The following is a 21,167-nucleotide window of genomic DNA, read 5'->3' on the forward strand; positions in this document are numbered from 1 at the left end:
GAAAGGAGTCACCATGACTATCGGTCGCATTGCCCCCATGTTGGCGCTCGGAGCCTTCCTGGTGCTGAGCCCCCGCACCGTGCAGGCCCAGGAGCAGAACCCGGACAACCCGGAGTGCCTCGGAGATGAGTGCGGCAGGCCCAAGGAGGAGGGCGGCGGCTGCGGTTGCGGCTGCGGCTGTTCCGTCTGGGTGGCGTACACGGACGACGGCAAGACGCTGTCGTACACGGACGACGCGGACGGCGACGGCAAGGCGGACGACAAGGACAACTGCCCGTTCACGTCCAACCGCGACCAGACGGACGGCGACGGCGACCTCGCTGGCGACGCCTGCGACAACTGCGCGGCCGTCTCCAACGCCACGCAGCTGGACACCGACGGTGACGGCATTGGCGACGCGTGCGACCCGGACGACGACAACGACGGCAAGCCGGACGGCGAGGACAACTGCCCCTCCATCCCCAACGCCACCCAGGCGGACAACGACGGGGACAGCATTGGCGACGTCTGCGACGACGACGATGACAACGACGGGCGCAAGGACGGCGAGGACAACTGCCCGCTCATCGCCAACGAGAACCAGCAACTGCCGGCGGACGTGAGCGCGTGCCGCGTGGACGCGGACGGCGACAACGTCTCCGACAACCTGGACAACTGCCCCGGCCTGTCCAACCCGGACCAGAAGGACACCAACGCCAACGGCATCGGTGACGCGTGCGACCCGGACATCGACGGTGACTCCGTGCTCAACACCGCGGACAACTGCCCGGCGGTGGCCAACCGCGACCAGGCGGATGACGACGGTGACGGCCTGGGCGACGCGTGCGACACGCGCTACTGCGTGGTGCTCAACAAGGACAACCCGAACGACTGCCTCGACCCGAAGTCGCCCTTCAGCGTGGGCACCGGCGGCAGCATCAGCGTGGAGAAGACGGGCATGGCCGTGCGCCCGCCCCTGTTCGCCAACCGCAACGGCGCGGCCATCGAGTACACGTGGACGGTGGTGAAGCGTCCCTCCGGCTCCACCGCGGTGGTGGAGAACCCCAAGGGCGCCGTCACCTACAGCCGCCACTGGGAGTACCAGTACGTGGACGGCAGCGTGCCCAACTTCAACCCGGACAAGGAAGGCGAGTACGAGCTGCAGGTGTCCACGCGCCTGGCCTTCGCGGACCGCGTGTTCCCCGACCAGCGCGCCTCCGTGTCCAGCCTCTTCGTGAAGGTGGGCAAGCAGGACTCCGACGGCGGCGGCTGCACCTCGCTGCCCGCGGGCGGTAGCGCCGCGGCCCTGGGCGCCGGCGTGCTCGGCCTGCTGCTGCGCCGCCGCAAGAAGGCGTAAAGAAAGATGTCCCCCATGCCAGGAGGTCCGCATCGCATGCGCCGTCAGTTCGTCGTTCCGCTTCTTGCGACCGGCCTCCTGGTCCTGGGTGTGCTGTCCTGTTCAGACACGCTCCTGGAGCCGCGCGCCCAGGAGCAGTCCCAGCTGGATGACCGGCTGACGCTCACCGGCCGGGTGTGCACGCGCCCGGCGAACCCCACCGGCTTCCCGGTGAAGGTGGTGCTCGTCGTGGACGAGTCCGGCAGCATGTGCGTGTCGGATCCGCCGGGCTCGCAGGAGGGCAGCGGCTTCTGCGAGCGCGCGGAGGTGCAGGCCATCATCCCGCCGGGCGTGACGGAGCCCGCGCGCGTGCGCGCCCTGAAGAACGTGGTGAATGGCTTCCGGCGCATCAACGACGCGCGCCAGGGCAACATCAGCATCGCCATCGCCCCGTTCGAAACGAACGTGAAGAACACCTGGCCGCCGGCCTCCACGGGGGACCGCTTCGCGCCGCCGGGCAACATCAACAGCTACATCGAAGGCCTGCAGTCGCAGCTGGGCAAGGGCACGGACTACCAGGGCGCGCTCAGCTACGCGTACAGCCTCATCGCCAGCGACATTGAGGCGGTGTCCCAGTCCACGCCGGAGCTCCTGCCGCGCACGCGCTACGTCGTCGTGTTCCTCACGGACGGCACGCCGTACCCGCGCTGCTCCGCCAACGACGACCTGTCCGTCTACGCGGGGCCGGACACGCCGGACCTCACCTGGCGCGACTCCATCACCAGCTTCTGCAACGCCACCAGCACCACCGACGCCATCACCGGCTTCGAGGTGGGCACGGACCGCAACCAGAACTACCAGCTCTTCAGCTACGTGCGCCGGTTGATGGAGCTGAAGACGCAGTACAACGTGGGCGACGTGCGCATGCACACGGTGCTGCTCTTCAACGAGGAGGCCGTGCGCGCCTGCGGCCCCATCTGCCAGGACATCTACGGCACCTACCCGGGCGTCCCGGAGGCGCAGTACCCGGCCGCGGCGAAGAAGATCGCCTCGTACCTGCTCAAGCGCTTCGCGGAGATGGGCAACGGCGTGTACCAGGAGTTCAGCGACACGGCCGAAATCAGCGAGCTGGGCCTGGGCGCGCTGGACTACTCCTCCTTCGCTTCGCCCAACGTGATGAAGACGCTGATGGTGGAGCCCCTGAGCTCCGCGCCGGGGGATGAGGGCCGCGTGCTGGACAGCGACGGCGACGGCGTCCCGGACTCGCTGGACAACAGCTTCACGCTCAAGACGAACCCCTTCACCATCGACAGTGATGGGGACTGCCTGAGCGACGGCTTCGAGTACCGGCGCCAGGACCAGGGCTTCAAGGCGGGCAACGACCTGGACGCGCGCGGCTGCAACCCGCAGTCCCCGCTGACGCCCGGCTGCACCTGCCGGGACACGGACGGTGACGGGCTGTCGCAGTTCGCCGAGGACTACCTCAAGACGCGCCAGGGCATCGTGGACAGCGACGGCGATGGCGCGCCGGACGGGCTGGAGGCGAAGTACGGCCTCAACCCGCTCCAGTCGAGCGTGGCGGGCCTGGACACGGACGGCGACGGCATCCCGGATGACGAGGAGCTGAAGGCCGGCAGCGACCCCACGCGGCGCGACCGGCCCTTCCACGACAAGTATGGCATCCAGTACGAGGTGACGAAGGTCCCGGGCGGCAACGACACGGACGGCGTCTGCTACGACTTCACCGTGTCCAACCTGCAACTGGTGACGCCGCCGGACCGCTCTGGCGTGAAGCAGGGCTACAACCTGTTCAAGGTGTGGTTCGCGGAGGCGCCGGAGAGCGGCGTGGCCACGGACTACGGCGTCTGGCGCACGGCGTGCGCGTGGGCGCAGTACGCGCCGCCCAGCGTGCGCGTACCGCTGGCGCCGGACCTGACCATGACGGACGGTGACTTCCGCCGGCCGGATCAACTGGTGGACCCCTGGAGAGCCCAGGGCAATTGCGTCGGCGTGTCGCCGTCGCAGGGAGGCGCGTCGCCGTGAGCCGCGCGGGACGTTGGTTGGCGCTCACCCTGGTGGGGTTCGCCGTGGTGGTGGCCTGTACGGATTCGTACCTCTACGACCCGCGCCGCGACACGGACGTGCCCGCGGACCGGGCCGTGGCGCTGGACGGGCGCTTCTGCACGCTGGGCGCCAATGAGGTCATCCGGCCCATCAAGATCATCGTCGCCATGGACGCCAGCCAGTCCATGCGCGTGAGCGACCCGGACGGCACGCGCGCCACGGCGCTGGTGGACCTCATCGACAACCTCCCGCAGGACGACGAGGTCTCCATCGCGGTGATGCTCTTCGCGGGCAGCACCACGGCGTTCCTCACGCAGGACCCCGGGCCGCCGGCGGAGGACGGCTTCGTGCAGGTGTCGCGGCTGGACGCCACCGCGAAGGCCATCCTCACGGAGAAGCTGCTCACCTTCCGCAACACGGACACGTCGCCGAACCGGGACTCGACGGACTTCGTCAAGCCGCTGTCGGACATCTACTCGCTCATCAACACGGACATCGCGCGGGCGCGGCAGCAGCCCAGCGGGAGCGACGCGCTGGCGCAGGCGCGCTACTCGGTCATCTTCCTGTCGGACGGCAAGCCCACCAACAACCAGGACGACGAGCTCATCCGCGGTGACGCGGTGGTGCGCATCCGCCAGTTGCGCGACCTGGTGGAGGACGTGCGCTTCAACACCGTGCACGTCTTCAACCCCACGCAGCCGGTGCCCTCCGTGTGCGACCTGGTGGCGGAGGACGGCGGCTTCGGCGACGGCGGCTGCCCGCTGCTCATCATCAACCAGAACGCGGACCGCCTGGAGAAGATGGCCACGCTGGGCGGTGGCAACTTCCGCGACTTCCGCAACAACGAGCCCATCAACTTCCTCAACTTCCAGTTCGGCCAGGTGCGCCGCGCCTTCATCGTGAAGGACTTCGTGGCCTCCAACTTCTCCGCGCCCCCGGGCAGCCCGCTGGATGAGGCGGACACGGACGGGGACGGCCTCACCGACGCGCGCGAGTACGAGTTGGGGACCAACCCCAACCTGCGCGACACGGACGGCGACGGCTTCAGCGACGGCGTGGAGGTGTACTTCCGCGACCGCGGCGTGCAGTTCGACCCCACCCAGGAAGTGCAGCCGGACGGCGGCGGCCTGGACAAGGGCTGCCCGCCCGCGCTGCGCGGCGTGGACACCGACTGCGACGGCCTCCTGGACTGCGACGAGCAGTTCATCGGCACCAACGCCACGCTCCAGGACAGCGACGGCGACGGCGTGCCGGACGGCATGGAGTGGCGGGGCGGCACGCAGGGCTCCAGCAACGACATGGACGAGGACCCGGACACGGACGGGCTCACCAACCGCAGCGAGGCGCGCATGCACATGCGCCCCCTTCAGGTGGACACGTCCAACCTGGCCTCGGACGCGTACCGCTACAGCATGGAGGCGGACGGTCCGGTGGATGACCAGGGCCGCCAGTGCTACCGCTTCCGCGTGGACAACGTGCTGCTCGCGCCCACCATCGCGATGATCGCCGACGGCGGCGTGGATGGCGGCGTGGACGCCGGCACCGTGCAGCGCGGCGCGGGCTACAACGACATCTACCTCTCCGTGTCCATGCTGCCCGCGGACGACCCCACCGCGCGCACGCTGGTGCGCACCTTCCGCGTGGACTCCGTGCGCTACCCGGTGGGCGGCATCAAGTCGCCTCCGGATGGCCTCATCCGCGTGAACCCCGAGGACTTCGTGGACGGCTGCCCCGGCGTCGCCCCGACCCTCTCGCCCGTCCCCTGATTCCTTTCGAGCCCCCCATGCGCCTTCGCACCCGACTGCTCCCGCTCGCGCTGCTGTTCCTGGCCGCCTGTTCCTCCGAAGGGGACGACACGCCGGACGCCGGCACGGGCGTGGTGGAGGACCTCTGCAACAGCCGCGAGGAGGCCCTGTCCAACGCGGACTGTGAACTGAAGCCCGGCGTGCCGCTGGAGCGCTTCCTGGCGCTCACGGGCGAGGTGAAGGCCGGTGACGAGGACTGGTACAGCGTCCGCATCCCCGCCACCGCCAACGCGCGCACGCTGGTGCACGTCACCGGCACGTACCTGGCGTCCAGCACGCCGGTGAACCTGTCCGTCACGGTGCAGGAGAAGGACAAGAGCACCGCGCTGGTGGCGAAGTCGGACCAGCACGGCTCGGGCGCCCCGAAGCCGGTGGACATCATCCTGCCGTACGGCACGCCGGACACGCAGCTCATCATCGTGGTGCGTGACGCGCCCACGAACCCCGCGCGCCCCAACTACGACGCGCGCAACCCCTACCGGCTCACGGTGGAGTTGCTGGAGAACCCGGACGCCAACGAGCCCAACGACGTCACGCCCACGCCCATCGCGCTGACGGCGCAGGGGGCCATGCAGGTGGGCAAGTCGCAGGGCTACCTGGCCACGGACAACGACGTGGACCGCTTCAGCTTCCCGCTGACGGCGGGGAAGATCGCCTACGTGCGCGTCACCGCGCCGGACCAGGGCTTCGCGCCCAACTTCCGCCTGTCCTATGAGCTCTTGCGCCCCAACGGCACCGACAAGGAGTCGGAGGGCAACGTGCTGCCCAAGGTGCACCCGGGCGTGCTGGCCACCGCGCGCAAGGTGAAGCTCGCGGGCACCTGGACCCTGGTGGTGAAGGGCTACCGGGGCAACAACGAGCCCGTGCCCGCGGGCGACCTGCGCCAGCCGTACGAGGTGGAGGTGCGCGTGGTGGACGAGGAGGACCCGCGCGACCAGTCCGGGGACAACGACGCCTACGCGCGCGCGTCCGCGAACAACCTGGGGGCGCCGGGCGCGTCCACGACCTTCGACGGCCGGCTGGGCTACGTGACCGACCGCGACTGGTTCGCGGTGAAGCTGTCCAGCCTGACGAAGCCCAGCGTGCTGCGCTACCGGCTGACGGAGCGGCCCACCACCCCGCGCTTCGACCCGCTGCCCCTGCCGCTGGGCCAGCTGGCGGACCGGCAGGTGCTGGTGTTCACCACCGTCAGCACCACCATCACCGCGGAGCAGCGCGCCACCTGCACCAACAGCCCGGCGGTGTGCCCGCGCGACACGCGCGAGCACCCCGACGCGCCGGGGCTGGTGCAGACCTACTGCAACAACGCGGAGGCCGTGCTGTGCATCCAGTCCGTGCGTGAGGAGTCCGACCCGGCGCGCTTCCCCAACCTGAGCAACTTCCAGGGCCGGCTGCCGGTGCCCGCGCACGGCGGGGAGCTGACGTACCACTTCGTGGTGCAGGACGACGGCAACAACTGGGCGGATGACCGCGACTACCGGCTGGAGGTGTCCTGGGAGGCGGAGGACACGGAAGAGGAGAACGCCTACAGCGGCGGCGTGGAGCAGCCGCGCTCCAAGACGCTCGGCGGCGTGGGCACGGGCAACCTGCCGGTGGGCAACGCCACCTTCGAGGTGAAGGGCCAGCTGACGTACGGCCACGGCCGGCTGCGCAACAACGACCGCGCCACGGGCCTGGGCGTGCGCGGCCCCACGGACTACGACGCGGTGCCCTCCGACACGGACACCTTCGAGTACCAGCTCCCCACACTGAGCGCGCCCGAGGACGCGGCGTGGCTGGTGCAGTGGGACGTGGACAACCTGCCGGATGGCGGCACGCCGCACGGGCTGGCGCTGGATTTGACCTTCTGCGACGGCACCGCCACGGACGGAGGTACCACCGGATGCATGCCGGTAACGACCACCAGCACGGGCGGCGCGCTGACGCTGGCCTACAACCCCACGGCGATGCGCGCGTGGCACACCTCCGCGAGCGCGCCGCTCAGCAGCTACCAGGCGCTGTACCAGCTGGAGAAGACGGCCACCACGACGCGCGTCACGGTGGCGCCCTACACGTGCTCCTGCCTGGAGCGGCGCTTCATCCAGGGCGGCACGCTCAAGGTGGCGGTGAGCGCCACCGAGCGCACGGACTACACGCCCGTGGGCTACACGCTGCGCACCGGCTACGGCGACTACCCGCGCAGCTACAACGCGGCGGATGGAGGCTCGCCCACGGCGTGCCCGGCGCCCACGCAGGACGGCGGCACGTGGGTGGGCGGTTGCCAGTTCACCCGCTAGCAGGCCCGGGCGGGCGGCGGGGCTTCACGCCTCCGCCGCCTGTGGGGGCACCGCCGGGACTACGGCGCGATGCCCTTGCCCTTGAGCGCCAGCTCGCGCGTCTCGCCGTTGGCGGCGTTGGACTTGAGGGTGAGGGTGCCGGTGAACTCCTTCGCGGCGTTGGGCTTGAAGGCCACCTCGATGAAGGCGCGGTCGTAGGTCTCCAGCTTCAGGGGGCCGTTCTCCGGCCAGTTCTCCGGCCGCTTCATGGTGAAGACGCTGGGGCCGGAGATGGAGGCCTCGTTGAGCTCCAACGTCTGGAGCCCGCGGTTCTCGATGTAGAGCGTGTTGAAGGTCGTCGCCCCCACGTAGGTCCCAGCGGAGAACTCCGTGTCGAAGCTCAGCTCCGTCCGGTCGATGAGCAGCTGCGGCGTGTTCGGCAGGTCCTCGGTCTCGTCTCCGCAGCCCGTCAGGGCGATGATGGTGAGAGGCAGCCACAGGTTGCGCACGCGCATGGACATCCACTCCTCGGTGAGGTTTGAAAGAATGTCTGGTGTTGTAACACGGAATGTCTCGCGACTGGCGGGCGCTGTGATGGGATTGATGCTCGCCGCATGCGGCGGCTCGCGGGATGACTTCATCGGCGCGCGCGTGCTGGATGTCTGCAAGGCGTCCTGGCCCGTGTGCAGTGAGTACGCGGGCTGCATCCTCGGGCCGGAGAGCTACTCCGAAGGCCGCTTCCCCGGCCGCGGGCAGGTGCTGGTGCGCGTGCCGGAGGCCTCCACCATCAAGGTGAGCTTCTATCTGGAGGAGGTGACGGCGGCGGGCGAGGAGACCGCCATCACCGTGCACGAGGAGGGCTGCCGCGCACGGCAGCGCAAGGCGTCCACGGGCCGCGCGGCGTTGGACCAGATGGAGAAGTTCGGCGTCTTCACCCAGCAGGCGGACGTCACCGGCGTGGGTGACCACCTGGTGGAGTTCGACTCCGACATGCAGGCGCGCTACGTGGTGAAGGTGGACGTGACGCCGCTGCGCCTCCAGTAGCGCGAAGCGGCGTGACGCCTCAGCCCTTGAGCGTGCGCACCAGGTGGTCCGCCACGCGGAAGCTGTTGGCGGCGATGGTGAGCGTGGAGGGCACGCTGCCTCCGGTGGGCATGAAGCTGCCGTCCACGACGTAGAGGTTCGGCACTTCGTGCGCGCGGCAGTGCTTGTCCAGCACGGAGGCGGCCGGGTCGTCGCCGAAGCGGCAGGTGCCGTGCTGGAGGATGGTCGTCTCGCCCTGCGTGCCCACGCGCTCCACGCTGTCCGGATCCAGGCGCATCAGCACCTCCTCGCCGCGCTCCACGAGGAAGCGCGTGGCGGCGAAGTCCGCCGGGTGCCGGTCCAGGGTGATGGCGGCCACGGGGATGCCGTACTTGTCCTTCACCTCGGGCTCCACGGTGACGGAGGTGCCGGGCGTGGGGAGGAACTCCGCGTAGACCTCGAACTCGAGGATGCGCGAGTCGCGGTACGCGCGCATGCGGTCCTTCAACTCCTTGCCGAAGACGCCGGACTTGCCGGTGCCCGCCAGGCCCACCGCCGCGTAGATGGGGTTGGGGTGCGCCCACATGAAGCCCAGCGTGCCGCCCTTGCGGAAGCCGTGGCGCGCGTCCGGCATCACGTAGAAGTCCTGGAGGCTGCGGTTGACGAAGGGCGCCGGGTCCGTGAGCCAGGGCCGCGCGGCCTTCTGCTTCGAGACCCGGAAATGCGCCCGCGAGCCGCCGAACGAGCTGAAGAGGAGGTTCCTGCCCACGAGCCCGCTGCCGTTGGCGAGCCCCTTGGGGAAGCGGCTGGAGGTGGAGTTGAGCAGCAGGCGTGCGCTCTCCACGGCGGTGGCGGAGGCGATGATGATCTTCGCGGGCTGCTCCTGCGCGACGCCGTCCTTGTCCAGGTACACCACGCTCTTCGCGCGGCCCTGCTTGTCCACTTCGATGGAGCGCGCCATGCAGCCCGGGCGCACCTCCACGTTGCCGGTGGCGATGGCGTTGGGGATGAGGCTCGCGAGCGTGCTGCTCTTGGCGCCCGTCTCGCAGCCGTAGCTGCCGCACAGCGCGCAGTACGCGCACGGCGAGCGGCCCTTGTAGGCCTTGCTGATGATGCCGCGCGCGGTGGGCAGCGCGTGCCAGCCCATGGCCGCGCACACCTTGTCGATTTCGGACGCCACCGGGTGCACGTCCAGGGGCGGCAGCGGGTAGGGGCCGCTGCGGGGCTCCGCGAAGGGGTGGGGGACGGCCAGGCCGGACACGCCCAGCTCCGCCTCCGCCTTGTCGTAGAAGGGGGCCAGCTCCTCGTAGGAGATGGGCCAGTCCGCCACGGTGGTGCCGGGCACGGCGCCCAGCGTGGAGCGCAGGCGGAAGTCCACCGGCTTGAGGCGGTAGAAGAAGCCGCTCATGTGCACGGTGCCGCCGCCCACGCAGTTGGCGGTCCACGCGGCGTTGCTGCGCTCGTAGCGGGCCTTGGGCCCCTGGCGCACCAGGTGCGGCTCCTCCCACGGCAGCGGCATGAAGAAGTTGCGGCGGCTGTTGAGGATCTCGTCGTGGACGAAGTCCTTGGGCTGGTAGTGGCGGCCCTTCTCCAGCACCACGACCTTGAAGCCCGCTCTGCCCAGCTCCAGCGCGAGCGGCGCTCCGCCCGCGCCACTGCCCACGATGCACACGTCCACGGAAGGCAGGCTCACGGGTGGTGGCCTCCGCACTCGCGCAGGCACTTGGGCCCGTCGTAGCCCTCCGGGGGCGCCATGGCGAGCGTGCCCACGGTGTCGAAGCCCATCAGGCGCCAGCCCACGCGGCCCTTGTTGCCGCCGTAGGACGGGTCGCCCAGGAAGCCCTCCAGGCTGAGCGTCATCAACAGCTCGAAGAAGTGGGCCTCGCCGCTGCCGGCCGGGCTGTCCTTGAAGATGGCGAGCAGCTCGTCCTGCTGGGCGGGCGTGGCCTGCGCGAAGCTCTTCTGGAACATGCGCTGCGCGCGGCGCTCCAGCGCGGCCAGGCCCTGGAGGAAGTCGCGGTGCATGGACTCCAGCCCCTGCGTCTCCAGGATGCGGTCGATGTAGAGCGCCACGTCCGCGTCCTGGGCGCCCGGGTCCTCGTCGCGGGGGAGGAGCCGCTCCACGGCCGCGGCGACGACGGCGTACTCGAAGGCGGAGAAGGTGCGCAGGACCTGGCCGGCGGAGGTGGTGCCGGTGGGCTCCGGGGCCTTCTTCTCTTCCGCCTCCTTCGAACGTTTACACGCAACGCCCCCCAGCAGCACCACGCCGCCGCCGAAGAAGGTGAGCCGCTGGATGAAGGTGCGCCGGGACAGCTTCGGGGGGAGCGAACGCGCGCGAGCCATGGCATGCGAGACTAGCCCAGGTGCCCTAGGATGGCGCGCTCAACCAGGGCGACTGAACCTAGGAGAAGAACCGCATGAAACGGCACGCGTGGCTACTGGGAGCGGCGCTCGCGCTGGGATGTGGCGGCGGCAAGCCGGCCAACCCGGACGCGGGCCCGAAGCCGCAGGACGATGGCGGAACGACGGACACGCCCTTCGTGCGGCTGACGGTGGACACGGAGCCGACTGAGTTGCACCGCATCTCCTCCATCGCCATGGCGGTGGGACCGGACGACCGCATCGGCATCGCGTACTTCGTGAAGGTGCCCGGCAAGGAGCTGGACTTCGAGCTGCGCTACCGCGAGGTGAAGGACGGTCAGGTGCAGGCGAACCCGGAGACCATCCGGACCGTGCAGCGCGTGTATGGCGTCTCGCTGGCCTTCGCCGCGAACGGCCAGCCTGCGGTAAGCTACCTGGGCGGCGTCAACGACGGCACCTCTCCGGAGTCCATCTTCTGGTTCCAGAGCGACCTGGCGGTGGCCTACCGCAACGCGAACGGGACATGGACGGAGCAGGTGGCCGTGCGTCTCAGTAACGAGGCGCCGACCTCTATTGGCGTCAGCAACATGGGCCACGTCGTGGGGCTCGATCCCGCGCTGGTGTTCAACGGGAACGAGGCGCTCGTAGCCTACCGGGACGTGCACAACGGGCAGTTCCCGCAGCAGGACTGGAACGCCAGCGACGCGGAGCTGGCCTTCGGGGGCCCCACGTCGTGGCAGCACCAGATGGTGGCCGCGGGCGGCGACGGCGCGGATGAGAAGCCCGCATACGGTGGGCACCTGGACATGGTGCTCGCGGACGGTCAGCCGGCACTGGTGTTCGACCAGGCCCTCAACGCCGCGGATGCCCCGGGACAGAACGTGTACTTTCAGCGCCGGGGGACGGACGGAAAGACCTGGACGCCGCCGAGGAAGATCCAGTCGGTGGGCAATACGATGCTGGGGGCGTCGCTGGCATATGACCCGGCAGTGGGATTCGGCATCGCAGTGGTGGACCGTTCGGACAACAAGCTCACGTACATCTCGTGCGATGGCAAGACGGGCACGCAGTGTGCGTCGGTCGGGGACTGGACGCTGCCGGACCCCGTCTACCAGACGGGCTCTGGCGGCTGGTACCCGTCGCTCGCGTTCGACCCGAAGTCGCACGACCCGTCCATCGCGTTCCACATCTGCTCGCTGGAGCCCGGGCGCAACGAGGGAGGCTGCTCGCCATCGGACGACGCGCTCGTCATCGCCACGCGCGTGGAGGACCAGTGGCGCGAGGTGACGGTGGATACGGCGGGCGGCTGGTCGCCCAAGTTGGCGTTCCTGTCCACGGGCCAGCGCGTGGTGCTCTATCGCGTGCCGACGACGAGCGTCCTGACGCTGGCGGTGGAGCGGTGAGCCTCGCGGGACGCGCCGTGGCGGCGCTGGGGCTCGCGGCCGTGCTGAGCGGCGCGGGCGCCATCGCGTGCCGCGGAGACAACGAGCTGTCCGGCAGCGTGTCGGAGCTGTTCCCCGTCACCGACGTGTCGCGGGTGGAGATCCGCCGCAACCCGGAGGCGCTCCAGGTGAGCTACTTCCGCAACAACGGCCTGGACGTGGACCTGGTCGCGCGGCTCACCGTGGACACGGAAGGCGTGGACCTGAAGCCGGGCACGAAGGTGCAGCTCGGCGGCACCACGCCCTCCGGCCGCGAGCGCGCGTCGGTGGTGCACGTGGCCGCCGGTGAACCGGCGCGCGTCTTCACCCAGGTGGAGCGCGGCGACCTGGTGCTGGATGAAGGCGGCAACGTGGGAGAGGCCACGCGCGGAGACTTCTCCCTGTCGTTCAAGAAGGGTGACGGCTACGGCGCGGGGCGCAGCATGGAGGGGACGTTCAACTCCCTGGCGCTCGACGCGGGCTTCGGCCCGGACCTGGGCGACGTGGTGGTCGACGAGCCCTCGCCCTGAATCACTCCGGGGCTTCCGGTGACGTCACACCGGAAGCCCCGCGTTTCAGCTCACGGCGTGCAGGCGTCGAGCGTGGCCATGCCCTGGGCGAGCTGGCCCTGGTGCGTGGCGAACTGCGCGAGCGCGGGCGCGCCGCCGTCCAGGAAGAGCTGGCGCGCGGCGTCCACCGCGTCCCGGGCGTGCACCGTCACGGTGGAGCCGGTGGCGTCCGTCACCTTCACCGCGCCGTCCGTCTGGCCCTGGGCGCGGATGAGCAGGGCGCCTGCCTCGTCGCGCGCGACCATGCCGTCCTCCAGCGGCTCGAAGTAGCGCACCACGGGCTCCTGGCCCTCGCGCTGGAGCTCCAGGCGCATGACGCCGGACTCCACGTCGCGGGACATCTTCAGCGTGTCGGTGGGGCTGAGCTTCACGATGCGCGTGTTGGAGTCCTCGCCCTCCACGCTGCTCACCGGGTTGCTGCCGGTCCAGAACTCGATGCTGTTGACGACGAGCGCGTCCACCAGCGTGCCGATCTCATAGACGGGCACCACGACGAACACGAGGAACACCAGCCACTGGACGAACTTGTTGCCGGAGATGCCCTTGTTGAACTGCCAGATCTTCGTCGTGAGCTTGAACGAGCCGAAGCAGCCCGTCGCATGCATCATCAGGACACCCGCGCACAGCACACCGAACCAGCGGGACGGACGCAACTTCATGAAGCCCTCCTGGGGGATGGGGGACCGCGTGAAAGCGGCCGCACCATGCCACGAAGGGCTCAGTCCGGCTCGCTCTGAACGAACCCGTACTTGTGCAGGAGCGAATAGAGGTGCTTGCGGTCCAGCTCCGCCTCGCGGGCGGCGCGGGCGATGTTGCCCCGGGCGCGGCCCAGGAGGCGCGTGAGGTACTCGCGCTCGAAGGCGCGGACGAGCTCGTCCTTGCACACCTTGAACGGCCCGGTGAACTCCACCGGCAGGAAGTCCCCGGCGGGGGCGGGCACGTCGCGGGTGAACTCGCGCAGGAGGTTCTCTCCGGCGAGCCCCGGGATGTCCACCATGTGCCGGGCGCGCTCCAGGGCGTTGCGCAGCTCGCGCACGTTGCCCGGCCAGGTGTGTCCCAGGAACTGCTCTTGAATCTTCTCCGGCAGCCGGGGCCAGAGGCCCTCGCCCGCGAAGGCCTCCACGAGCAGCGGGATGTCCTCCTTGCGGTCGCGCAGGGGCGGCAGGCTGACGGTGAAGACAGACAGGCGGAAGTAGAGGTCCTCGCGGAAGCGGCCGGCCTGCGTCTCCGCCCACAGGTCCTTCTTGCTGGCCACGACGATGCGCGCGTCGAAGGAGATGGGCGACGAGGAGCCCAGGCGGCGGAACTCGCGGTCCTCGATGGCGCGCAGGAGCTTGGGCTGGAGGTCCAGGGCGAGGTCGTCGATCTCGTCCAGGAAGAGGGTGCCGCCGTGGGCGCGCTCCAGGCACCCGATGCGCTGGCCCACCGCGCCGGTGAAGGCGCCCTTCTCGTGGCCGAAGAGCTCGGACTCGATGAGTGAGTCGGACACGCTCGCGCAGTCGAAGACGACCAGGGGCCCGGCCGCGCGGGGGCTCAACTTGTGGATGGCCTTGGCGCCCGCGCCCTTGCCGGAGCCCGTCTCGCCCACGAGCAGCACGGTGGAGTCCGTGGGGGCGATGCGCTGGAGCAGCGCGAAGATCTGCCGCATGGGCAGGCTGCGGCCCACGAGGTCGCCCAGCCGGTCCTCGGCGGTGGGCTCCACCTGCACGGGCGCCATCTGCGGGCTGAAGCGCAGGCGCACGTCACCCACTTCCAGCAGGGCGCCGGGGCGCAGGTAGGCCTCGCGCACCTGGGCACCGTCCAGGAAGGTGCCGTTGGTGGAGCCCAGGTCCTGCACGAGGAAGCGGTCGCCCTGGCGGCGCACGACCAGGTGGTTGCGGCTCACCGTGGGGTGGTCGATGACGACGTCGTTGTCGGTGGACTTGCCGACGCGCAGGTCCTCCGTGGCGAGCGGGTACACGGTGCCCGCGCGTTCGGTGTCCAGCAGCACCAGGTGGAAGCGCTGCGCGGACAGCCGCTCTCCCTGCGCCCGCGCGGCGACGACGGTGTGCGTGGGGATGGGGGCAGGAGGAACGGAAGGCATGAGCGGGCGGGGATTCTAGACGGCTTCGGGCCCGCGCGGGCTGTCTGTCGGCGCTCGCCGTGCCCGGCTGGTGGGGAACCGGGCACGGTGCGGCATGTCAACATGGGGCGCGGGAGTTACCGGTTGACTGCCCAGATTCCTACCTGGCCCGACCCCTCCGCCCAGGCGACCGACCGTCCATCCTGCGTGAATACCGCTGGGCTGACGTGCATGTCACTGGTGTCCGAGTACGCGTAGAGCTTGGCTCCATCCGCGACATCCATGATGCGAAACGCCCCATTGTCTGTTGCGACGGCCAGGAGCAATCCGTCGGGGCTGAAGTCAAGGCGATGGGCCCCTGGGGCGGGGCCCTCCAAGGTGCGGACGACTGTTGCACGTTCAGCGTCAATCAGGAGGATCCTGTCAACGGACGTACCGGCAGCGAGGAGTCGCGTTGATGGAGCGAAGCTCACGTCCCAGATGTAGAAGACGTCTGCTGGAATGATTGCAATCCGGTTTCCAGTCCTCGTGTTCCAGAGCATGACGCTCGCCTGGACGGAACCATCGGATTGTTGAACCGACGCACCTGCGGCAGCGATAGCCCCATCCTCCGAGAGCGCACAGCAATGAAGTTGTGCGGATGCTGGCTCCAGTTCTTGTTGTGGCTGCCAACGGGCAACATCCCAAAGTATGAGTTGACCCGATGCATCCGCGAGGAGCAGGGTGTTGCCATCGGATCCCAGCGCCATGGCCGCGACGGTTAGGCCCGACTGCGCACCCCTCAACACGGCGCCATCGCTTGCGGACCACTCTTGAAGGTCGCCATCCACCGTGACGGAGAGAACTACGTCCCTGCTTGGCAGTATGACGGCTGCCAACCCATTGGGGAGGGAGCAGGAAATCCGTGCGACAGATGTCGAATCCTGAAGGGCCCACCAGCGCAACCGCTCAGCCCCGCCGTGCTCCACGGAAACCAAGAGGTTGGACCCCTTGTCACAGAACAGGGTCTGTCCACGATATGTGGGCCCCGGCCTTGGCTCGCCGAGCTGGCGTATTTGTTCCAGATGCTTCGCGTTGCTGGGCGTCAAAGTGGAAAGGCTCATGGGTAGGTTTCCAGAAAGCCGGAGGCAGGCATTGATATCCGCCAGCCTCCGGCCGTTGGGGACTACGGAGCGATCTCAATATGCGTGGCAAAGCTCCAGGGCGCAGTCAATGCTTCCTTTTCCGCAGGCATCTTCGTCCGGACTGTTTCGATGGGAATGCCAGTCTTCGCGCTGAACCATTGCGCCATCTGTTCCTGGATCTGACTGGGGCCCGCCGGAGCGAGTTGCCCCATGTCAGTGACCTTCACGGCAGTATCATCGTTGCCATAAAGGCCCGGGCGCTTGCTGATTTCTTTCTTGATCTGGGGATAGGGGTTTTTATCGGTCCCTACCAGATCAATCCGGACGAAAGATTGGTCCGGGTGCACCCAGATCTCCTGTCCTCGTTCAAAGACGGGGGTGTCCAACCAACCGACGATTTCGCCCTTCTCATTTCGGATGGGTGAGCCAAAGCCTGCCGATTTGAGGTGTGCTTGGATGTCTGCAAGGGACTTCTTGTAGAGCGAAGGCATGTTCTGAACCGCAAGGCCCTTGGTCTGGGCAAGGGTGACCCATTGGGGAGCAACTCTCATCATCGACAGTTCGGATGCTTCCTTGAGCCCGGGGCCCTTGACGTGTGAGGCCAGCGTCTTGACGGCTGAGTCCTTCATCGTCCTGTCGAGCAACGTGAGGATTTGCTGTCCGGTGAGCCCCTCCATGTGTTCCAGGGCGTCCTCGGTCAGTCGCGCCACCAGGGCCTGACGCTGCTCCTTGGTGATGTCGGAGAGGCTGTCAACGAACTTTCCAATCTTGGACATCGCGATGACGCCCACTCCAATGCCCACCGCCTGGCCGGCCACCCGCCAGAAGTGGCCGCTGCCGATGACGAGCCCCAGGCCGGAAGCCATCCGGTCACTGACGGAAAGGTCCGCACCCCAGGGGTTGCACAGTTCCTTCCCTGTCACGACTTCACACAGGTCGACGAAATCCCCCGCGGGACTGAGGGCAAGTCCGACAGTGGCGGCGAGCTTCGTCGCCACGATGGCGCCATCCAGCAGGCGGTCCAGCGTGGAGGGAATCGTCGGGTCCTGCTGCGCGACACCGTCACCCAGGGAGCGGTAGCCCCCAGAAAGCGCATCCAGGCTGTCCAGCACCATTCCCTGCTGTGGATTGGCCAGGCCCTGCCACATGTTGAGGTTGCTCTTGAGGGTGTAGGCCCGGCTGGAGGTATTGCCCTGCTGTTCCAGCATTGCCACGAAGGCCTTGGTGCTCTCGCGAACGGGAGTGTCGCGGAACCAGTCCCCCTCGCTCATGTAGATGTTGACGACCGACAGCACGGACTGCCGCGCGTCGAGGAATGCACCCCATTCCTCCGTGGACACCCCGATGCGGGAGTTCAGGCCTGTCTCGAAGACCTCCTGATTGAACCGCCAGAGACGGACCACGGAATGGAATCCCTGCCGATCCGCGACGATGCCTTCGCTGAGCGTCTTGTTGAGCTCGGTAAGGATTTGCTCCGCGAATACACGGTAGGGATCGTTGTCCGGATCGAACGGATCCTCCGTGCCCATGTCCGGAATCTCGACTTCGGCGACATCGTCGTTACCCAGATCGGGCGAGTAGGTGTCCGGGTCTTCCAGGTTGACTCCTCCTGACGGTGGGAGGAGCAACTCGTAGTTGTCGAGGAGGTTCAGGTCGGTTCGGAGGTCAGCGACGATCCGGGCGATCTCCGCCCTCAGTTCGTCGATGCTGGTCTTCAAGTCCTTGAGGAGCTGAACCAGCCGGTCCCGAACCGTCGTAGGAACGGAATCGTACTTGTTGAGAAGGCCTCTCAGCTCGGCGTCCGTAATGGAGTCGAGTGGACGGCTCATCAAGTTCTTGATCTCGGTCTGAAGCGCCTGGAGCTGTTCGGCTTGATAGTTGTTTCCATCAATCGACCCGGCCAGGTTGCCAAGCTTGCTGAGTTCCCTCTGCAGGGCGTCTTCGAGGTCCGCGAGCGACTTGGCGAGGGTCGGGTTGATTTCTCGCAGGTCCAACGCGACGTCGGCGACACCGTTGAAGACTGTCCCATCTCGTGGGACGTTGAACAACAGCCGGTCCGGCAGTCCCTGCGAGGTCAGGTGGACAAGGTTGTCCGACAGGGTGCAGAAGTCCCCTCCAACCGCTGTGAAAACATCGAAGGAGAATACATTGCTCCCCCAGCGCAGCAGGCTGCCTCCAAACGGTGCCCTGAAGCGATTCTCCTCGTCCTTGTTGGGACGGACGACGAAAGCACCAGGGACCGTATAGGTTCTGATTGGAAGTCCGTTGACATGGAAGATGAGGGGATCGCCTTCGATAGCCAACTTCGCGGGCAGGCAGCTTCCCACGCTCTTGAGGGAGCGGATCTGGTAGTCAATGATGTATTGACGTGAGAGGGTCTGGGCCAAGGCCTGACCCGACGTGGCGATGAGCAACGCGGAGATGACCGCGCTGCAAAGACCAAAGAGACGTTTCATGGAGGATTTCTTTAGAAATGGAAGTGGCGGTCGCACTACCGCTAGAGGGATTCAGACGAAACCACGGCCACATCGTGAGCCAATGTGGCTGCGCGCAATCTGTTGGCCGCGAGGTGCTGCTCGATTTCCGTGAGCATCGTCTCGTTGACCGCAGCCCTTCTCATGGCGGCGATGTTGAGACGTATCATGTTCGGAATCGTCGAGTTCACGTAGGTGCGCGATTTCGAATACTGCAGGCTCAGAGCATTGCATCCCGTGCCCATCCAGGGGGTCGAAACAATGTTCGCGCAAGAAGGCTGGAGTTGCAGGATGCCTTCGTGCTCCTGGAGCTTGCTGGCCAGGAAGTAGAGCCCCAGTTTCACGCTGCGGCGCGGAAGCTTGCCGACCTCGCTGACCCGCGCATTCATTTGGGAGAGGAATTGGGAGGAAGCGGTCAGGGTGGCTGCGGACGTCATGGCGTCGCGCGTGGCCTGATTCGCAGCCTGTGCCACCAGATTGACCCTGCGCTGATCGATGCCGGTCAACAGCTTCTTCACGATGCCGACCAGTCGCGCGTGTCGCGCATCCGCGTAGGCTTCGATACGCTCCAGGCGCCGGATGGAAGCGGTGGTCATATGGGGGCGTTTGAGGTTGTTCTCCTGCATGAATGAAATGTGCGGCTGCAGTTTTTCCAGGACCGTTGCATCCTCGTTGGCCAGTTGATGCGCCAGTCGTGATGCGTGCATCTGCATCTGCTGCGGCGCCGCGCTCTCCGCCCTGCTGAGCTGAGCCAACTCCACCTGGATGGTAGGGAGCGTGAGCAGGGTAGCTGTCGAGGCTCTCTCCGAGAGGGACTGGAGTTGGGCCAGGATGATGGGCTCCTGGGCTTTGTAGGCAATGAAGTCCCGGACGATGGCAGAGAATGCGGATTGCAGTTCATTCACTCGCAGCTGGTGCGCGTTGATGATGTCCTGGACCTTGTCGACTCCTTCTCGAGAGCCCGCCACCTGGACCTGGACGACCTTGCCCTCTGCGGCGCCCTTGTCTTTGAGAATGTCCGCGAGGCTGGTATCGAGTATCTGCTGGTTGCTCGCGCGTACCTCATCCGGCTTCTTGAGGTCACGGAACCAAATGTCATGAGCGACTTCCTTGATCTGCCGGAGGCTCAGTTCATAGGAAAGCGTCGTGACGTCTGGAGAGTTCGCCGTCCGGTAGAACGCCATGATGCGTTCGGACTGCTCATAGAAGGCATTGAAGTTCTCCGCGGAAGTGCTCTCCACCCAGAGAACGGGGGGCCATTGCATGCATGACTCCCACGAAGTGGGTGTCAGGATGGTGCACTTGTTCTTGATCTGCTCGATGAGGATCTTGTTGTAGAGGGACTCCACGTTCGTCGTGTACTGACAGACGATGGAGTTGGCTCCCTGCTCATGCCGCTTGCCGCAGAGGCGTACGGAGCCCAGAGGCTGCTTCTCTGTCTGAGTCGGATGGCTCTGGTGCGAGCTATGAGAGGAGGCTTCAGCAGGTTGCGAGGACCCACATGCCGCAAGCAGTCCCGAGGCAAGGAGCGCGGTCGTGAGCCATGGAGTGATTTTCTGAGACGTCATGGCAAAAGAGATCCTGAACAGCGAAAGCGCGAGCTCTCGCTGTTGGAAAGGGGATGGGCTTTGATTCAGATTGGACGAAGAGAGGGCTACGGCGTCAGCCAGGACGCGAGCTGGGCACGTGCCAGGTTCAGCTTGGCTTCAGCGGCAGCGACGGCGGCGGCCGCGAGGGTGTACTCCGACTGATACTGCGCCTGTGCCCCTGCAGCCGAGCGGGCGGCCAGCTTGTCGATGATGGGCTTTGCTTCGTCGCCCAGGAAATCACGCAGCGTTTTGGGTGTCCCGTCGGGATTGGTATAGTCGCTGGCGTCTCCCAACGTTCCCAAGGCGAAGTAGAAAGTGGCGAGTGTATCCTTCTCCTCGGCCGTCAAAGTGTCATCGCAGCCCATGCTCGTCTTGAAGATGATGGGACCCGCCGACTGGGCCTGCTGACGCAGATCATTCATGGTCTCCGAAGTCAGGGCTGTCAGGAACAGGGTGGACAGCTCTTTCATGAAGTCGAAGGCCGCGCTGTACTCGACGAGGTAGGACAGATTGTCCCGAGCCGCCTTCTTGGTATTCAAGTCCGCCTGGAGCTGCGCGAGGATGGCGTTGGCCTGTTCCGAGGTGTCGACGTCCACCTCATTCCAGTGGATGTCCAGCGAAAGGCGGCAGTCCGGGCTGAACGATGCCAGCGGCGTCCATCCAGAGGAGTCCTTCAATTCGATGCTGGTGAGGGTCTGTTGATCCGGAGCGCGCACCGCGAACTGGGCGGCCGAAATAAAGGTGTATTTCTGCGGAGCCCCGCTTGCTGGTGTCAGGGTGACCTCCAGTGGGTACTGGGTGGCGCAGTTTCCAGTCATCTGGCGGGTGAAGACGGTTCTCAGGGGGACGCCAGTCGAAAATTCATCTCCTGTGAGCAGTTGCGTCGGGATGGTGCAGCGGGTGAGGCGCCCACCCGCCAACGTACAGCGGCTGGGCGATAGGAGGTCCACGGTAGAGGAAGAGGCTTGCGCCGAGCCAGTCCAGATTGCACACACGACGAGCGGTCCGAACAATGCCGAACGGTACATACGGAGTCCTTTGGATTGAGTCCGAAGGGCGCGCAGGGCTTCGCCTGGCCCCTTCGGGGGCTGTGAACAGGAGATTG

General features: G+C 67.1%; 16 protein-coding genes. 7 read left to right on the forward strand and 9 right to left on the reverse strand.

The window, feature by feature from the left end; all coding sequences use genetic code 11:
• Nucleotides 1-13 precede the first annotated feature (13 nt).
• The 4 genes from mtsC to ACX114_RS06225 are packed head-to-tail and all read left to right on the forward strand — an operon-like array spanning nt 14 to nt 7,460.
• The gene (gene mtsC, locus ACX114_RS06210) at nt 14-1,336 is read left to right on the forward strand and encodes a cell-cell cohesion MYXO-CTERM protein MtsC (protein WP_459295678.1); all 1,323 of its coding nucleotides are present in this window, start codon (nt 14-16) and stop codon (nt 1,334-1,336) included.
• A gap of 36 nt (nt 1,337-1,372) precedes the next feature.
• On the forward strand, nt 1,373-3,358 hold the full coding sequence (gene mtsD / locus ACX114_RS06215) for a cell-cell cohesion protein MtsD (protein WP_459295680.1): 1,986 nt from the start codon (nt 1,373-1,375) through the stop codon (nt 3,356-3,358).
• Nucleotides 3,355-5,145, forward strand: a complete 1,791-nt coding sequence (locus ACX114_RS06220; RefSeq protein ID WP_459295682.1) for a vWA domain-containing protein — start codon at nt 3,355-3,357, stop codon at nt 5,143-5,145. The genes mtsD and ACX114_RS06220 overlap by 4 nt, the downstream gene beginning before the upstream one ends.
• A gap of 17 nt (nt 5,146-5,162) precedes the next feature.
• Complete coding sequence (locus ACX114_RS06225) at nt 5,163-7,460, forward strand: hypothetical protein (protein ID WP_459295684.1); 2,298 nt, start codon at nt 5,163-5,165, stop codon at nt 7,458-7,460.
• A 59-nt stretch (nt 7,461-7,519) separates the two neighbouring features.
• Here the strand turns inward: ACX114_RS06225 and ACX114_RS06230 are convergent, their stop codons facing one another.
• Nucleotides 7,520-7,954 carry a hypothetical protein gene (locus ACX114_RS06230; protein WP_459295686.1) on the reverse strand — a complete coding sequence of 145 codons (435 nt, stop codon included), beginning with the start codon at nt 7,952-7,954 and terminating at the stop codon, nt 7,520-7,522.
• An 88-nt stretch (nt 7,955-8,042) separates the two neighbouring features.
• Here ACX114_RS06230 and ACX114_RS06235 point away from each other — a divergent pair, with 88 nt between their 5' ends.
• Nucleotides 8,043-8,483 carry a hypothetical protein gene (locus ACX114_RS06235; RefSeq protein ID WP_459295688.1) on the forward strand — a complete coding sequence of 147 codons (441 nt, stop codon included), beginning with the start codon at nt 8,043-8,045 and terminating at the stop codon, nt 8,481-8,483.
• Between the two features lie 19 nt (nt 8,484-8,502).
• On the opposite strand, the gene ACX114_RS06240 is transcribed toward ACX114_RS06235, so the two are convergent.
• Together ACX114_RS06240 and ACX114_RS06245 are read right to left on the reverse strand one after the other, a co-directional pair.
• Nucleotides 8,503-10,155: a GMC family oxidoreductase gene (locus ACX114_RS06240; protein ID WP_459295690.1), complete on the reverse strand. Its 1,653-nt coding sequence runs from the start codon at nt 10,153-10,155 to the stop codon at nt 8,503-8,505.
• Nucleotides 10,152-10,805 (reverse strand): gluconate 2-dehydrogenase subunit 3 family protein, encoded by a 654-nt coding sequence (locus tag ACX114_RS06245; protein ID WP_459295692.1) that lies wholly within the window; start codon nt 10,803-10,805, stop codon nt 10,152-10,154. Before ACX114_RS06245 ends, ACX114_RS06240 begins: the two co-directional genes overlap by 4 nt.
• A gap of 74 nt (nt 10,806-10,879) precedes the next feature.
• Between ACX114_RS06245 and ACX114_RS06250 the strand changes: the two genes are divergently transcribed.
• Together ACX114_RS06250 and ACX114_RS06255 are read left to right on the forward strand one after the other, a co-directional pair.
• Nucleotides 10,880-12,226 (forward strand): hypothetical protein, encoded by a 1,347-nt coding sequence (locus tag ACX114_RS06250; protein ID WP_459295694.1) that lies wholly within the window; start codon nt 10,880-10,882, stop codon nt 12,224-12,226.
• Entirely contained in the window at nt 12,223-12,774 is a 552-nt protein-coding gene (locus ACX114_RS06255) for a hypothetical protein (protein WP_459295696.1), read from the forward strand. The genes ACX114_RS06250 and ACX114_RS06255 overlap by 4 nt, the downstream gene beginning before the upstream one ends.
• A gap of 50 nt (nt 12,775-12,824) precedes the next feature.
• Here the strand turns inward: ACX114_RS06255 and ACX114_RS06260 are convergent, their stop codons facing one another.
• The 6 genes from ACX114_RS06260 to ACX114_RS06285 form a co-directional block, all read right to left on the reverse strand.
• Complete coding sequence (locus tag ACX114_RS06260; protein ID WP_459295698.1) at nt 12,825-13,472, reverse strand: DUF3332 domain-containing protein; 648 nt, start codon at nt 13,470-13,472, stop codon at nt 12,825-12,827.
• A gap of 59 nt (nt 13,473-13,531) precedes the next feature.
• Nucleotides 13,532-14,896 (reverse strand): sigma 54-interacting transcriptional regulator, encoded by a 1,365-nt coding sequence (locus ACX114_RS06265; RefSeq protein ID WP_459295700.1) that lies wholly within the window; start codon nt 14,894-14,896, stop codon nt 13,532-13,534.
• 116 nt (nt 14,897-15,012) lie between these two features.
• Entirely contained in the window at nt 15,013-15,978 is a 966-nt protein-coding gene (locus tag ACX114_RS06270) for a WD40 repeat domain-containing protein (RefSeq protein WP_459295702.1), read from the reverse strand.
• 62 nt (nt 15,979-16,040) lie between these two features.
• Nucleotides 16,041-18,455, reverse strand: coding sequence for a zinc ribbon domain-containing protein (locus ACX114_RS06275; protein WP_459295704.1), 2,415 nt, complete (start codon nt 18,453-18,455; stop codon nt 16,041-16,043).
• 41 nt (nt 18,456-18,496) lie between these two features.
• On the reverse strand, nt 18,497-20,041 hold the full coding sequence (locus ACX114_RS06280; RefSeq protein ID WP_459295706.1) for a hypothetical protein: 1,545 nt from the start codon (nt 20,039-20,041) through the stop codon (nt 18,497-18,499).
• Nucleotides 20,042-20,127: 86 nt separating this feature from the next.
• Nucleotides 20,128-21,090: a hypothetical protein gene (locus ACX114_RS06285; RefSeq protein ID WP_459295708.1), complete on the reverse strand. Its 963-nt coding sequence runs from the start codon at nt 21,088-21,090 to the stop codon at nt 20,128-20,130.
• Nucleotides 21,091-21,167 lie beyond the last annotated feature (77 nt).

Source organism: Corallococcus sp. M7 (genome assembly GCF_054512695.1).

What these genes read in the sequence shown, in the direction of transcription:
- ACX114_RS06275 (WP_459295704.1), bottom strand. Translation starts at nt 18,455, where the DNA reads ATGAAACGTCTCTTTGGTCTTTGCAGCGCGGTCATCTCCGCGTTGCTC.
- ACX114_RS06225 (WP_459295684.1), top strand. Translation starts at nt 5,163, where the DNA reads ATGCGCCTTCGCACCCGACTGCTCCCGCTCGCGCTGCTGTTCCTGGCC.
- ACX114_RS06270 (WP_459295702.1), bottom strand. Translation starts at nt 15,978, where the DNA reads ATGAGCCTTTCCACTTTGACGCCCAGCAACGCGAAGCATCTGGAACAA.
- mtsC (WP_459295678.1), top strand. Translation starts at nt 14, where the DNA reads ATGACTATCGGTCGCATTGCCCCCATGTTGGCGCTCGGAGCCTTCCTG.
- mtsD (WP_459295680.1), top strand. Translation starts at nt 1,373, where the DNA reads ATGCGCCGTCAGTTCGTCGTTCCGCTTCTTGCGACCGGCCTCCTGGTC.
- ACX114_RS06285 (WP_459295708.1), bottom strand. Translation starts at nt 21,090, where the DNA reads ATGTACCGTTCGGCATTGTTCGGACCGCTCGTCGTGTGTGCAATCTGG.
- ACX114_RS06260 (WP_459295698.1), bottom strand. Translation starts at nt 13,472, where the DNA reads ATGAAGTTGCGTCCGTCCCGCTGGTTCGGTGTGCTGTGCGCGGGTGTC.
- ACX114_RS06265 (WP_459295700.1), bottom strand. Translation starts at nt 14,896, where the DNA reads ATGCCTTCCGTTCCTCCTGCCCCCATCCCCACGCACACCGTCGTCGCC.
- ACX114_RS06235 (WP_459295688.1), top strand. Translation starts at nt 8,043, where the DNA reads ATGCTCGCCGCATGCGGCGGCTCGCGGGATGACTTCATCGGCGCGCGC.
- ACX114_RS06245 (WP_459295692.1), bottom strand. Translation starts at nt 10,805, where the DNA reads ATGGCTCGCGCGCGTTCGCTCCCCCCGAAGCTGTCCCGGCGCACCTTC.
- ACX114_RS06250 (WP_459295694.1), top strand. Translation starts at nt 10,880, where the DNA reads ATGAAACGGCACGCGTGGCTACTGGGAGCGGCGCTCGCGCTGGGATGT.
- ACX114_RS06230 (WP_459295686.1), bottom strand. Translation starts at nt 7,954, where the DNA reads ATGCGCGTGCGCAACCTGTGGCTGCCTCTCACCATCATCGCCCTGACG.
- ACX114_RS06280 (WP_459295706.1), bottom strand. Translation starts at nt 20,041, where the DNA reads ATGACGTCTCAGAAAATCACTCCATGGCTCACGACCGCGCTCCTTGCC.